General features: G+C 47.8%; 12 protein-coding genes. 9 read left to right on the forward strand and 3 right to left on the reverse strand.

The features are described from left to right. Window positions 1-465 precede the first annotated feature (465 nt). Window positions 466-984, forward strand: a complete 519-nt coding sequence (locus F6Q11_RS04500) for a hypothetical protein (RefSeq protein WP_297026623.1) — start codon at window positions 466-468, stop codon at window positions 982-984. 3 nt (window positions 985-987) lie between these two features. Here F6Q11_RS04500 and F6Q11_RS04505 read toward each other — a convergent pair whose 3' ends face one another. Then, a complete protein-coding gene (locus F6Q11_RS04505) occupies window positions 988-2,337 on the reverse strand; it encodes an acetyl ornithine aminotransferase family protein (RefSeq protein ID WP_297026625.1) in 1,350 nt (449 codons plus the stop codon). 160 nt (window positions 2,338-2,497) lie between these two features. Between F6Q11_RS04505 and F6Q11_RS04510 the strand changes: the two genes are divergently transcribed. From F6Q11_RS04510 to F6Q11_RS04540, 7 genes are all read left to right on the forward strand, one after another. Beyond that, window positions 2,498-3,478: a VIT1/CCC1 transporter family protein gene (locus F6Q11_RS04510; RefSeq protein ID WP_297026627.1), complete on the forward strand. Its 981-nt coding sequence runs from the start codon at window positions 2,498-2,500 to the stop codon at window positions 3,476-3,478. 80 nt (window positions 3,479-3,558) lie between these two features. Then, entirely contained in the window at window positions 3,559-4,338 is a 780-nt protein-coding gene (locus F6Q11_RS04515; protein ID WP_297026629.1) for an ABC transporter ATP-binding protein, read from the forward strand. After that, window positions 4,322-5,959, forward strand: a complete 1,638-nt coding sequence (locus F6Q11_RS04520) for a permease (RefSeq protein ID WP_297026630.1) — start codon at window positions 4,322-4,324, stop codon at window positions 5,957-5,959. Before F6Q11_RS04515 ends, F6Q11_RS04520 begins: the two co-directional genes overlap by 17 nt. A 127-nt stretch (window positions 5,960-6,086) precedes the next feature. Next, window positions 6,087-6,359: an acylphosphatase gene (locus F6Q11_RS04525; protein WP_297026631.1), complete on the forward strand. Its 273-nt coding sequence runs from the start codon at window positions 6,087-6,089 to the stop codon at window positions 6,357-6,359. A gap of 6 nt (window positions 6,360-6,365) precedes the next feature. Beyond that, window positions 6,366-8,678 (forward strand): DNA topoisomerase I, encoded by a 2,313-nt coding sequence (locus F6Q11_RS04530; RefSeq protein ID WP_297026633.1) that lies wholly within the window; start codon window positions 6,366-6,368, stop codon window positions 8,676-8,678. Beyond that, window positions 8,662-9,528: a presenilin family intramembrane aspartyl protease PSH gene (locus F6Q11_RS04535; protein ID WP_297026636.1), complete on the forward strand. Its 867-nt coding sequence runs from the start codon at window positions 8,662-8,664 to the stop codon at window positions 9,526-9,528. Before F6Q11_RS04530 ends, F6Q11_RS04535 begins: the two co-directional genes overlap by 17 nt. A 252-nt stretch (window positions 9,529-9,780) precedes the next feature. Beyond that, window positions 9,781-10,536 carry an enoyl-CoA hydratase/isomerase family protein gene (locus tag F6Q11_RS04540; RefSeq protein WP_297026638.1) on the forward strand — a complete coding sequence of 252 codons (756 nt, stop codon included), beginning with the start codon at window positions 9,781-9,783 and terminating at the stop codon, window positions 10,534-10,536. 19 nt (window positions 10,537-10,555) lie between these two features. Here F6Q11_RS04540 and purH read toward each other — a convergent pair whose 3' ends face one another. After that, window positions 10,556-12,031 (reverse strand): bifunctional phosphoribosylaminoimidazolecarboxamide formyltransferase/IMP cyclohydrolase, encoded by a 1,476-nt coding sequence (gene purH / locus F6Q11_RS04545; protein ID WP_297026640.1) that lies wholly within the window; start codon window positions 12,029-12,031, stop codon window positions 10,556-10,558. 134 nt (window positions 12,032-12,165) lie between these two features. Here purH and F6Q11_RS04550 point away from each other — a divergent pair, with 134 nt between their 5' ends. Then, window positions 12,166-13,368 (forward strand): methionine adenosyltransferase, encoded by a 1,203-nt coding sequence (locus F6Q11_RS04550; protein WP_297026642.1) that lies wholly within the window; start codon window positions 12,166-12,168, stop codon window positions 13,366-13,368. 216 nt (window positions 13,369-13,584) lie between these two features. Here F6Q11_RS04550 and rimI read toward each other — a convergent pair whose 3' ends face one another. Then, a complete protein-coding gene (rimI, locus tag F6Q11_RS04555; protein WP_297026644.1) occupies window positions 13,585-14,040 on the reverse strand; it encodes a ribosomal protein S18-alanine N-acetyltransferase in 456 nt (151 codons plus the stop codon). Window positions 14,041-14,089: the final 49 nt, after the last annotated feature.

The following is a 14,089-nucleotide window of genomic DNA, read 5'->3' on the forward strand; positions in this document are numbered from 1 at the left end:
AGTCAGTATACAACAACATCCGGTAAACACAGACTTTGCCAGAATGCTACATATTACCAAAAATTCAAGGAGTTAAGGTTACAAATGAAATAAGAGCAATAGAATTCCCCTAAAGTGAGCTACTCCTCAGCTAAAGTATCGAAGAGGCCTTTCAGCGAAGGGACATCTGCCTTTCCGGACATTCAGACAAGCCAGAAGCAGCGACATCCACAGCGTTGAATCTGACTGCACCAGTCCTACTTAGGTATCACCCAACTTGGTTATCGTGGATGATACAAAAAATATAGATGCGCATTTTAAAGATCTCTCCATTGGGAATAGTCCGTGCATCTCATCGTTGAAGCTGTTAGGAATTACAGCTTCCTCCAAAGCCCTAAATTTTCATTAAATTCAAAGCGCATAATTGTTTATATAGGATTTCAATCACCCGGTGATCTTCCTTTAAATTCAAACTTGGCATACGGAATGGTGAATGCAAGTACCTATGAACGCGAGATAAGGGACATACTGGGTGGAAAAGAACAAGCTGTGAGGAAATATGCCAGTAAGATACCTGAAAAATCAGATGCCATAATGTCCCTGATAGAATCTCCGTTCTACGTAACAAGATCCGCGGGCTCCTTCGGTGCAGATGTGATAGCTATAAGGCATGATTTTTCCATGGTCATAGAGGTAAAATCATCCGTCAGACCGTACCTCATGTTTTCCGAGGGATCCGGAAAAAAACAGGAACAGGCCAACAGAATAAATGATATGTGTATCAGAGCTGGAATATTCCTGACCTATGCTTACAGGATAAAGAATGTGCAAGGAGATCCATGGAGGTTATTTGTTGTTGAATCTAAACCGGTTGGAAGGTTCAACATGGTCTATGAAATCATACCCAAAATAGCAAAGACTAAAGAAGGTAATTATGTAATGAAATGGGAAGACGGTCTTCCCCTATCATCATTCATTGAAATAATAAATAAAAAGGTAATATAATTATCACAGTGCCTGTTTTATTGCCTTATCTAGAACCTCGATGCCCTCATCGATCTGCTCCTCTTTTATTATCAGCGGTGGTATTATCCTTATGGCGCTTGAACCGGTTGAAAGCAGTATAAGTCCAAGCCTGAAGGCGTTGTCTATAACAGCATTCCTGAGCTTGCTGTTCGGTTCCTTCGTCCTCCTGTCCTTGACGAAATCGATCGCCTGCATGAGACCGAGGCCCCTAACGTCGCCAATGGCATCATACTTGGCCTGCAGCTCCTCAAGACGCTTCCTCATGTAGGCGCCCTGCTTTGCGGAGTTCTCGACGACATTGAGCTTCTTCATCTCCTCGATGGTTGCAACGCATGCCGCCGAAGCTATCAGGTTTCCCCCGAACGTGTTGGAGTGCAGCCCGCTCTCCTTGAAGTTCATCTCCTTCTTCATCACAACTGCACCCATCGGTATGCCTGATGCTATTGCCTTCGCAAGCGTTATGACATCTGGTTCCACACCGAAGTGCTCAGAAGCGAAGAACTTGCCTGTCCTTCCGAATCCGCTCTGAACCTCATCCATCATAAGAGGTATGTTATATCTGTCAGCAAGCTTGCGCAGCTCCTTGAAGAAGTTCATTGGTGGAACTATGTATCCCCCCTCTCCCTGGACTGGTTCAGCCAGGATACCGGCAACTTCCTCTGGCGGAACATACGTCTTCAGCAGATAGGTCTCTATGTAATCTATGACCCTGTTCACGAGCTCATCTGGGTTCTCATAGCCATCTATTCCGAACGGGTTTCTGTAGGGGTTGGGGAAAGGCACATGCTCCACACCTGGCATCGACGGGAAGAATCCCCTGTGGTGTATCGGTTTGGAGGCTGTGAAGCTCAGCGAACCCTGTGTCCTTCCATGAAATGCACCGATAAAGCCAATGAACATGCCTCTGCCCGTGTACGACTTCGCCACCTTGATGGCTGCCTCGACGCTCTCGGTACCGCTGTTGGTGAAGAATACCCTCTTTTCGAACTTGCCTGGCGTGACCTCGATCAGCGATTTTGCTGCGAGGACCTGCATCTCGGTATAGAAATCTGTCCCCGGGAAGTGCCACATCCTGTGCAGCTGCTCCTCTACCTTCTCGGTGACGTACGGATCAACATGGCCCAGGTTAGTCACGCTGATACCGCTTGAGAAGTCAAGATAAACGTTTCCGTCAACGTCCTCAACATAAACGCCACGGCCGAGCTTTCCCACGACAGGCAGAGACTGTGTGCTCCTGGCCAGATACCGGTCATTCATATCTATTATCTTCTTTGCCTCTGGGCCCGGCGGCGTTACTTTTATCTTAATTCCATTAAGCTCTTCCTGCATCATAGTAACTATATTAGGAGTAATAATATATATTTTATTGAATGAAAAACGTATGCGTAATACGATTTTCGTATCCAGAAAAATGTCAGGATAACCTTATTCATACATCAAAGCGGGCTTAGAAAAAACGATAATTATTTAAGGTAGATATCGATAATTAGATATGGAATCCGATGTCAGGCAGTGGTCAGAGTTCTACCGTGATGAACTCACAGACATGACGTTCTATTCGATACTTTCCAGGAAGATAAAGGATGATTACCTGAGGGATAACCTGTCAAGACTCTCCGGTATAGAGAGGGAGCATTCAGAATTCTGGAGGCAGAACCTTGAGAAGGCGGGTATCAAAGTGCAGCCAACGTATAACAGGTTAAAGGTGTTTTTCCTCGTTTTCCTGAGGCATTTCATCGGTGTCTTTCTGACAGCCCGCCTCCTGGAACACGGAGAGATCACCACAGTCAGGGTTTACAGCGAATACCTGAAGAGACCAGATCTGGATGAAGCCTTCAGACACAGGCTTCAGGAAATTCTCAACGAGGAGATAGAGCATGAGGAGATCTTTGAGAAGGCCATGGAGAAGTCCAGCGATACCATAGAGAGGAACAAGGATATGATATATGGCATAAGCGATGGCCTCGTAGAGGTTCTTGCCGCGCTGGCCGGCCTGACGTCAATAATAACGAGCAACATAGATATAGCGCTAGGAGGGCTCGTCGTGGGAATAAGCGGTACAGCGAGCATGAGCATAGGCGCATACCTGTCAAAGAAATCCGAAACCGAGTACAAGCTTGTTGAGGAGGAGAAGAAGGTACTGTTCAGGAAGAAGGAAGCCAACAGGGATTACATCAATTCCATAAGGAACGAATCAAAGACCTCTGCGCTCTACGTTGGCATATCTTACATAATAGGTGCAGCGGTGCCCATACTACCGTTCGTGTTTCTCAGCAAATACCTGGCGCTGGTTATATCGATAGTTCTTGTGTTCATAGTGCAGGGCCTATCCAACTCCATAGTTGCTCTCTCCGTCAACGTTGGAATATTCAGGATTGCCATAAGGGCGTCGCTCCTGGCTCTGCTTGCCGCATTCATAACGTTCATGGTTGGCTTCTCGTTCCACTATTTCCTACACATATCTATAATATGAAGTTCGCAATGAGCGAAAAATTCCAGCATGCATCTCCATACTTATTAAGGTCTTTTTGATATGATTTCAACTGATATAGGATGACATGCTCCATCAAGATCGATAACGTCTCCATGCGGTACGGCGATAAACTGGCGCTGGATGGCGTATCGCTGGAGATCCCTGAGGGTACCATATACGGGATCCTTGGCCCAAACGGTTCCGGGAAGACCACGCTCATGCGCATAGTACTCGGCCTACTGAAGCAAACCGGAGGCAGCACCAGCGTGTGCGGATACGACAGCGTGCGCGATCAGATGGAGATCAAGGCAATATCCGGCTATGTTCCGGAAACTCCCATACTGTACGAATCCATGACGCCCTCTGAGCTTTTCAGTTTCATAGCCTCCATAAGGCGCATGGATGAGGGGACATTCCGAAGAAGGATAGAGGCGCTGATAGATGCGTTTGGCATAGACGAGTACATGAACGAGTTCATAGGATCCCTTTCGTTTGGCAACAGGCAGAAGGTTGCCATAATATCTGCGATAGTCCACGATCCCAAGATACTCATAGTTGACGAAGGTATAAATGGCCTTGATCCAAGATCTGCAAAACTCTTCAAGAGCATCCTCCTCGATATGCGGGACCATGGAAAGATAATAGTCTTTTCCACGCATATCCTCGAGATCGCGGAATCACTCTGCGATCATGTTGCAATACTTTACAACGGGCATATAGTTGCAAACGGTACTATAGCCGATCTCAGGAATGAGGCCAACGAACCTTCACAGAACCTTGAGGAAATATTCCTGAAGCTGACTAACGCCGATGATATACCTGAGGTTGCGAGATACCTGAGGGATGAGATTGAACACTAAGACGCTCTTCTATCTGGCGAGGAGGATACTCATCGAGGAGAGATATCTTGCATTGAAAAATTCAGCTTCATTCATGATCAGATCCTCAAAGGTGAGGAACAAGGGAAACTACATAATGAGATACGTCAACATATCATATGGTGCTACATCGTTCTCCTTCATTATCTTCTCGCTCATACTCACAGCCCCAAGCCTCATGAATCATGAGATATATACGCTTTCCAGCGTGGTTCTCCTGCTTTTCATATATTCCCTTTTCATCAACATATCAAACTCCCTTCTCTTCTTTGTCTCCGTGAATATAAACCACATACTGGATCCACTGAGGGTTCTGCCTGTGGACTTTCCTGACCATGTCATAGCTGTCTCATGGTTCATCTACACAGGAAGCTCTTCTCTCTTCGCCGTCCTCCCCGCGGTGTTCCTGTCAGCTTTCCTTCTCGACGATCCATATATACTTGCCATGGGAATTATATGGAGTCTCTTCTCCGTGATGCTGGGCTACATAATAGGATCGGCCATGTTCGTTGTCTTTGGAAGCAGACTGAGCGGAAGGAGGACAAGAGCAACGAACATACTGAGGAACGTCGGTAGAATACTTTTCCTGATCTTCGTGTTCGCAATATTCGAGATAATACTGTACAACGCCAACATAGTGAATGGCGTGATCCCAAGGCTCCCGTTTCCCTATTCCTATTTCGCACCCGTATTCAACATACAGTCCACAATATTCTTCTTCCATGGCCCATTGATGGAGGCAACAGGGTACATTATAGCGATAACGTACACGGCGGCATCAATCCTCAGCTTCGTATACGTAAATAAAAAGGCCTTTTACAAGCTGCTTGAGCCCACAGCGAGAACGCAGATAAAGGGGGAACAGCACGTGAAGGCAAACGTGAGGAGCCAGCAATTCTCCTTCTTCTCAAAGGACCTTAAGATCTCATCCAGAAAATCCCAGAATCTTGTACTGCTCATAATGCCTATTTTCTTCGTGTTTCCGACCATAATGTCTGAGGTGCTTTATGCTCCAACTGCCAGGGCCGATCCTGTGACGCTGTACAATGCAATGGTTGCCTTCGTCATCGTTACCTCTTCGTTCTATTCCATACTCTTCCTGGTAATTGAGGGCAGCGGCATATCCTTCATAAAGGCTTTACCACTGGACAGCAGGAACATAATAAGATGGAAGATACCGGCGCCCACCTTCATATTCGTTGTGATAAGCGTATCCATGCTTGTTGCGATCAGCATCAAGATAGTTATGGGCTTTGCTTTCTACCTCTTCATAATTCTGGACATGATCCTATACTTCGTTTCGTCCATAGTTTACAACATGAACAGGCTATACAGGAAGATACCCGACACCGCTGATACTGTGAACTTCTATTCTTTTGGAGGGCAGATAGCCTTCATAACGACCTTTGCATTCACCGGCCTGATCGTTGGATCAGCCGACATATTTTCGCTTATGATCCAGGATCTGCTCAGGCTCAGCGTGTATATGTTCTTCGTTGTGAACACCATCGTCGGAATATCGATCCTCCTGATCCTAGCTTTCAGGTACGGAATTCTCTCTTACAGGATCAGGCATGAAGATGGCCCAATGCTTCAGGCATGATCCCACCGCTTTTTCGTTTCGCTCTGTTGTCACCGGGATCGGCGCTATACGTATCATCCACCAGGGATCATCGCCTCCATCCGGACGGCATAAAACTATTAGTCATGGTGATCTATTATGCTTTGTAATGCTGGTGACCAAGAGGGTTCTCTTCTACGGCAGGGTGCAGGGTATAAATTTCAGATCCAATACGCTGTCCAAGGCGCTCGATCTAAACGTCAGGGGCTGGATCATGAACAGGATAGACGGATCCGTGGAGGCTTTCTTCTCCGGTGAACTGTGCGACGTGATGAGCCTCATAAATTACTGCGTGGCTGATATGCCCTATGCCATCGTGAAGAGATACGATGTCTACGACATACCGTATACAGAATTTCCAGATTTCAGGATAAAGAGGTAATAGGTTTTGGATGGCTTCAGGATAATAATTGCGGAGAAAGCTGATGCTGGCAGGAGGATTGCCTACTTTCTGTCGGGAGGGCAGGTGAAGTCCCACCGGGCGAAGGGGACGTCCTACCTCGAATTTGAGTACGATGGATCGAAGACTTATCTGATTCCGCTTTCAGGCCATATAGTTGAGGCGGACTTCGAGAGCGGATACAGCGACTGGAGCCGGATAGATCTATCGGATCTGATAGATGCCAGGATCGTCAAGAACATAAAGAACAAGGTAGCCTACCAGACTCTCCTGGCATTCCGGGGCAAGGTTGAGGAGATAGTCATAGCCACGGACTACGACAGGGAAGGTGAACTCATAGGCGTCGAGGCTCTGGACATCATAAAGGATGGCAGGGAGGAGGTGAAGCGGGCCAAGTTCAGCGCACTCACAAAGAATGAGATAATCGACTCCTTCAGGAACCTGATAGGCGTCAACTACAGTCTTGCCGACGCTGCTGATGCCAGGGAATCCATAGACCTGATATGGGGGTCCGTCCTAACAAGGTTCTTTTCAGTCACAACAGGGCGGCTCGGAAAATCTTTTCTCTCGGCGGGAAGGGTCCAGACGCCAACCCTGGCCATAGTGGTTGATAGGGAGCGGGAGATCCAGGGCTTCAGACCTGAGCCATACTGGATAATATCCGTTACGTTCGAAAAGGGCGGGCAGTTCACCGCAAGGTATCCCGAAAACCTGAAGGATCAGGAGGCGGCTGAACGGATATATGAGGCGATAAAGGGAAAGGACGGCACCGTTCTATCGTACAGATCAAAGGAAGAACCAATAAGAAGGCCAGCACCATTCAGCACCACGGAATTCCTCAGGGAAGCATCCAGAATCGGCATAATGCCAACCAAGGCGATGAGCATAGCCGAGAACCTGTACATGAGGGGGCTTATAAGCTATCCCAGAACAGACAACACCGTTTATCCCAGATCAATAAACCTGAAGTCCGTTCTCAAGAAACTTGAAAATACCGGTTATTCCAAGTATGTGAAGGAGATCGAATCATTCGATAGGATATCGCCATCAAGGGGCAGAACGGAGACAACCGATCACCCACCGATATACCCGGTCGATTCTCCAAAAGAACAGCTCAAGGGTGATTACGGAAGAGTGTACGACCTCATACTCAGGCACTTCCTGTCGACGCTTTACAGAGAGGGAAGAAAGACCGTTGCGGAGGCCGAAATAGACGTCAACGGTTACACCCTGAAGGCTTCTGGCCAGCGCACCACTGATAGGGGATGGACGGAGATCTATGGCTATGAACCAAAGGATACATATCTTCCGGATCTGGTTGAGGGAGAGAAGATCAGAGGTGTTGAGTGGAATATACAGAAGGAAGAGACAAAGCCACCGCCGAGATATGATATGTCCTCGTTGCTGAAGAAGATGGAAGATCTGAACCTTGGTACCAAGAGCACAAGGCATGACATCATAGGAAAACTGATAGAAAGGGGATTCATAGAGGGCAATCCGGTAAGGCCAACTTCCCTTGGCATGGCCTTCATAGATGCGGTCAGATCGGTGAACTCGCACATAGCCGATCCGGAGATGACCGCAAAACTGGAGCAGGACATGGACAGGATAGAGAAGAACGAGATGAGCAAGAATGATGTCGTCGAGGAATCTAAAAGGATGCTGCATGAGGTACTCAGCCACTTCCTGACAAAGACAGAGGATGTGAAAAACATAATAACGAAGGGCCTCAACGCGGGGCAGGAGATAGGTGATTGCCCATTCCATGATGGGAAAAAGATCATGGTCATCAAGGATCGGTTCACGTACACCGTGAGGTGCGAAGATCCGACATGCAGGATAAACTTCAAGATAAAGAGAAATGGATCAATAACGCTCACGGATCAGAAGTGCCCAGTCTGCGGGCTCCCCATGATAAAAATAATAAGGAGGGGGCAGTCGCCTGAGATCAAATGCATAGATCCTGATTGCGCCTATAACAGGGATAATGAAGATTATGGAGAATGCCCATCCGATCATGGTAGACTCGTCCTCAGGCAGTCAAAATACGGGAAGCGCTTCCTGGGATGCAGCAATTATCCAAAGTGCACTGTCACCTATCCACTTCCGCAAATGGGCAAAATAATAAAGACTGACGAGGTATGCCAGTACTGCGGTGCGCCGATACTTGCTGTGTCCAGGAACGGAAGAAAATGGAAATTCTGCCCCAACATGCAGTGCGAATACAATAAGAAGCAGAAGCCTGAAAAGCCTGCAGAAAAGAAGACAAAGAGAAAGAGTAAAGATGCGAGCGAAAGCTGAAATCGTTTCCATGGTCATATTCGTGATCTCCTCTCTTCTGGCCATACTCTTAGCCGTGGCCATATACAACTCACAGCCATCGTCTTACGCCCACAGATCGCCCACATACGGCATAGGATATGTTTTCGTATACATAATAGCCGCATTCCTGTTCTCATTCGTGATCATATATCTCGGAAGGAAGAGAAAGCTCAGGATATTTCGGGTCATATACTCGATCGTCGTGGCATATGTCATATTCTATGTCTTTCTGATACTTCTCTCGATATTTCTGTACAACGTATATGCGATATTCACAGCCTCCATTGCAATAGCCATAGCATTTTTTTACCTGATGATCTTCAAAAATGAATGGTATATCACTGATGCTGCTGGGTTTTTTCTATCCGTTGGAATATCATCGATATGGGGAATCACCTTTGGAGTGTGGGCTGCAGTTGCGTTTCTTGTTGCGTTCGAAATCTACGACTACATAGCGGTTTATAAGACGAAGCACATGATAAGTCTTGCAAGGTATGCCGTTGACTCCGACCTTCCCATGCTCTTCGTACTGCCGGAGAACAGTGGTTTCACAATGCGCGGTCTGAGCTTTGACAACCGTGGCGAGGGCAATGTTCTGATGATCGGGTTCGGAGACATCGCTCTGCCGAGCATAATGGTTGTATCTTCCGCCATATATGGCATATCCCACATACTTTTTTTCACCCTGCTGCCCCTGGCTGGGGGCCTGATAGGCATGGCCGTTCTTTACTTCTGGAATCGTGACAGGCCAGCCCCAGGGCTCCCATATATAAACACTGGAACCATACTTGGCTTTCTCATCGCCTTCATTGCTTTCCACGTGTTCTGATGCGTCTCACGGAGTGGTGAATCTGCCCAAGTTTTAAAATGCGTATCGAACCGAAGGTGTCCGGCACCGCCATGCTGAATGCCCCGAGAAAAAGACGATGATCATATCCCTGAATCTCCATTTCCATCCAGTAAAGTGATGCGAACTGACCCGATCGTTATTTTTCCATTCCCGTGTATGGTTCGGATGAAAGCTGTGGTTCCGCAGAAAGCATAAAAAGATTTCAACGGATAATCATGCTGAGGTGCTCAATTGGTTGAAGAGAAATACAAAGAGATGGTGGTGAAGGATGAGGATGGAGTAAGGATCATACAGATAAAGAGGGATAACCCGCTTAATCCTCTGACGATTGATCTGCTGCAGGAGATCGAACATGCGGTGAGGGAGTCCGGAAGAGTTGTCGTTATCAGGGGAAGCGATCGTGCATTCTCTGCAGGTGCTGATATAAACAACTTTTTGAGCATGGACGATCGTGCGGCCTTTCACTTCTCAGATCTGGGCCAGAATGTGATGAACAGCATTGCAACATATGAGAAACCCGTGATAGCTGCCGTCCACGGTTATGCCCTCGGTGGCGGTTTTGAACTCGCACTTGCATGTGACTTCAGGATATCAGACGTGAACACAAAGTACGGTTTCCCCGAGGTCGGGCTTGGCATAATGCCCGGATTTGGCGGAACGCAGAGGATAATGGAACTGGCCGGGCCATCCTACGGAAAGTACCTTGCACTTACGGGTCGTGTGATAGACGAGAAGGAGGCCCTTGATCATGGTATAGTGAACATGGTTTCTGAGAAATACCTCGACGAGGCCATGAATCTTGCAAGGGAACTTGCTGAGAAACCTGCAGTTTCTGTGAGATACATAAAGGAGGTCATGACGGGCATAAACAGGGAAGGATACGAACTTGAGAAGGAGAGGTTCGCATTGACCTTCCGCACAAAGGATGCCAGGGAAGGGCTCACCGCTTTCAAGGAAAAGAGAAAACCGAAATTCACCGGAGAGTGAATTTCGGACCCTATATTTTTCAGTGCAGGAATACCCTTTTACCCGTAAAGTACATGGGTATCCCCAGGTCGTTGCAGCGCTTTATGACCTCATCATCCCTTATGGATCCGCCTGGCTGAATTATCGCCTTTATACCCGCTGATGCTGCTACATCTATACTGTCCGGGAACGGGAAGAACGCATCTGATGCCATCACAGACCCTCTGGATCTATCTCCCGCGCGCTGTGCAGCGATCCTGACTGCCTCAACCCTGGAGGTCTGCCCGGCCCCTATGCCAGTTGTGACAAGATCCCTGGCAAAGACGATGGCGTTGCTCCTTGACCTCGCCACGACCTTCCAGGCAAAGATCAGATCATGTATCGTCTTTTCATCCGCGCCCTTCTCGGTCACCAGCCTGATGGAAGATTCAGCAATGGATGCACGCATTGGAGACTGTGCAAGGAATCCGCCAGATACCGATCTTACCCTCAGGCGGTCATCCCTCTGCCATTTCAGCCTCAAAACTCTGAGGTTTTTCTTCTTCCTCAGCAGATCGAGTGCACCATCATCATAATCTGGAGCTATCAAGACCTCTATGAAGTACGGCTTCATGGCCTTCGCGAGATCCTCGGTCACTTTCCTGTTGACAGCTATGACGGAACCATATGCACTCTCAGAATCGGCGTCCCATGCCTTTCTGAATGCTGCCACGATATCGCTGTCCTGCGCCACGCCGGACGGCGTGTTGTGCTTCATCACTATTACAGCTGGTTCCTCGAACTCCAGAGCGGTCTCAAAGGCCGAATCGGCATCCAGTATGTTGTTGTATGACAGCTCCTTTCCGTTGAGCTTCTCTGAGGCTGCAACACCAATGCTCTGGTCGGTCATGAACATGTAGCCTTCCTGATCTGGGTTTTCGCCATACCTTAGCCTCTCTCCATTGTAGCCTATGACTGCATAGGCATCAGGTACAATGCCAGATATCCTTGACAGCCCATCGTTTATCCTTGCATCATACTCGGCCATCCTGACGAACGCCTTCATGGCCATTCTCTTCCTGTAATCCTCAGGTATCTGTCCGGAGTTTATCACTTTGGCTGCATCGCCGTAATCATCCGGAGAGGTCAGCACCAGTATGTTCCGGTAGTTCTTTGCTGCTGCCCTTGTCAGTGAAACGCCGCCTATGTCGATGTTCTCTATCATCTCGTCCTCGCTCTTCATATCAACGCTGAAGGGATAGAGGTTAGAGACGACGACATCGAATTTAACCTGATCACCTTCGTTTCTGTTTCTGTAAAGGAGACCAGCGTAGAGCACCGGATGCAGTGTCTTCACCCTCCCGTCCAGCAGATCTTCGAAGCCTGTGATCTCTGAGGTTTCATGGAGATTAAGGCCCAGACCACCAAGAGATCTGTAGGTACCTGATGTGGCGTATACAATATCTATCCTGTCCTTCACTTTATTCAGAAAATCAACGAGTCCGGTTTTGTCATAAACACTAATGAGGAAGTTCATGGGTGTTATTAAACGGGAAGCATAAATATTGTCCTAATTACCATCAGTAATATTATTTTCCGATGCCGTAATATTTAGAATTTGCTTACAAAACATTTAATAAACCATAAATATGGACTAACCAGAGGTAAATTATGGAGAGAAATATCTCAGTCGAAGAACTACACCAGATACCGACTCCAAAGAAGGAAGTGGAGATAGTAGAGAGAAAGGGTATCGGACATCCAGACAGCGTTGCGGACGGAATTGCAGAGGCGGTCAGCAGATCACTTTCCAAGTACTACATACAGCACTACGGAAGGATACTCCACCACAACACCGACCAGGTAGAGGTTGTCGGCGGCCAGTCAGCGCCGAAATACGGTGGAGGCCTCGTTCTTGAGCCAACCTACATTCTGCTCAGCGGAAGAGCGACCACAAAGGTCGGCAACGACCGTGTACCGTTCAAATCCATAACGATAAAGGCTGCAAGGGATTACCTCAGGGAGCATTTCAGCCACCTTGACGTTGACGCCGATGTCATGATCGATTCAAGGATAGGTCAGGGTTCAGTTGACCTTGTCGAAGTCTACGATACGAAGAAGCTGGAGGCCAACGACACCTCGTTCGGTGTTGGCTTTGCACCGCTTTCAGAGACGGAGACCATGGTCCTGAACACGGAGAAGTACCTGAATGGTGAGCTGAAGAAGAAGATGCCAATGGTCGGATACGACATAAAGGTAATGGGGTTCAGGCAGAAGGACACAATCAATCTGACGGTTGCGGCCGCAATGGTGGACAAGTACATACACGACGCTGATGAATACTTCAACATAAAGGATGAACTCAAGCAGCTTGTCCTGGACAATGCTGTTGAATACACGGACAAGGAGGTAAAGGTGTTCATCAACACGGCTGATATAAAGGAGGACGGAAAGGCTGTTGGCTATCTCACCGTAACGGGCATGTCGATGGAGAACGGAGACGATGGATCAGTTGGAAGAGGAAACAGGGTGAACGGCCTCATAACGCCTTACAGGGCAATGAGCATGGAGGCAGCGGCTGGAAAGAACCCAGTGACCCATGTTGGCAAACTGTACAACGTCCTGTCGAACAAAATAGCGAACGACATCGTAAAGGAGGAGGGCAACGATATAGCCGAGGTCCTTGTAAGAATCGTTTCGCAGATCGGCAGGCCTATCGATGACCCGCATGTTGCAAGCGTACAGGTCATATATGAGGGGAACGTCGACCATTCCAAGCACAAGAACAACATCAGGAACCTGGTGGACGACCGCCTTGCCCACATATCCGATCTTACCATGCAGTTTGTTGATGGTAAGATACCTGTATTCTGATGACATATTCCACCATGGGGTGGAATAATTTTTTTAAAGATAAACAGTCAACTGAATTATAGCATCCGCTGCATCATCTTACGGATGCATATGCTATGGTGCCATTTTCTGCGAAAAACCGTGCACCTATCCTGCCTCAGGAATACCGATTCCAGAATTGCACCGAAAACCCATTCACATCATACGAGCATATCAGAGAACTATGACCCCACTGTGCTAAACTATGCGCCACATGGTATAGGCGTTCGATGAATCGCTGTAATAGCCTGGAAGCAGTGCAGTGATCACAAAACCGTATTTCTTATAGAACCTTATTGCTTCATCGTTATCCGTTCGTACCTCAAGCCGCACGCTGAGCATATTCTCCTCCCTGCACAGTTGCAGGAAGCGATCCATGAGTGCTGATCCGACGCCCATCTTTCTGAATCTCTCGTCCACGGCAAACAGCAGTATCCTTGCCTCCGTTCTTGAGTACTTTGAGCCAACTATGAAGCCGACAACGGTGTCCGTTATGGTGTAGACCATGAAGGACTCTGGCCATTCCCTGTGGAGATCCATTATCAGGGACTGCGTGTAGAATTCTGTGAGAGACTCCTGCGCTATTCTGTATACCTGCTCTATGTCCTTGGGCGAGAACTCTCTGATGGAGCCGGCCACAGCATTGATAGCCATATAAATCACTTTTTACATATCAAAACAGGCATAAAACGTTTTCCACGCA

It is taken from the genome of Thermoplasma sp. (assembly GCF_008709555.1).
Classification (GTDB): Archaea; Thermoplasmatota; Thermoplasmata; order Thermoplasmatales; family Thermoplasmataceae; genus Thermoplasma.

Coding starts and splice junctions, on each gene's coding strand:
- purH (WP_297026640.1), bottom strand. CDS start 12,031: ATGAACTTCCTCATTAGTGTTTATGACAAAACCGGACTCGTTGATTTT.
- rimI (WP_297026644.1), bottom strand. CDS start 14,040: ATGGCTATCAATGCTGTGGCCGGCTCCATCAGAGAGTTCTCGCCCAAG.
- F6Q11_RS04535 (WP_297026636.1), top strand. CDS start 8,662: ATGCGAGCGAAAGCTGAAATCGTTTCCATGGTCATATTCGTGATCTCC.
- F6Q11_RS04515 (WP_297026629.1), top strand. CDS start 3,559: ATGACATGCTCCATCAAGATCGATAACGTCTCCATGCGGTACGGCGAT.
- F6Q11_RS04525 (WP_297026631.1), top strand. CDS start 6,087: ATGCTGGTGACCAAGAGGGTTCTCTTCTACGGCAGGGTGCAGGGTATA.
- F6Q11_RS04550 (WP_297026642.1), top strand. CDS start 12,166: ATGGAGAGAAATATCTCAGTCGAAGAACTACACCAGATACCGACTCCA.
- F6Q11_RS04510 (WP_297026627.1), top strand. CDS start 2,498: ATGGAATCCGATGTCAGGCAGTGGTCAGAGTTCTACCGTGATGAACTC.
- F6Q11_RS04505 (WP_297026625.1), bottom strand. CDS start 2,337: ATGATGCAGGAAGAGCTTAATGGAATTAAGATAAAAGTAACGCCGCCG.
- F6Q11_RS04500 (WP_297026623.1), top strand. CDS start 466: ATGGTGAATGCAAGTACCTATGAACGCGAGATAAGGGACATACTGGGT.
- F6Q11_RS04520 (WP_297026630.1), top strand. CDS start 4,322: ATGAGATTGAACACTAAGACGCTCTTCTATCTGGCGAGGAGGATACTC.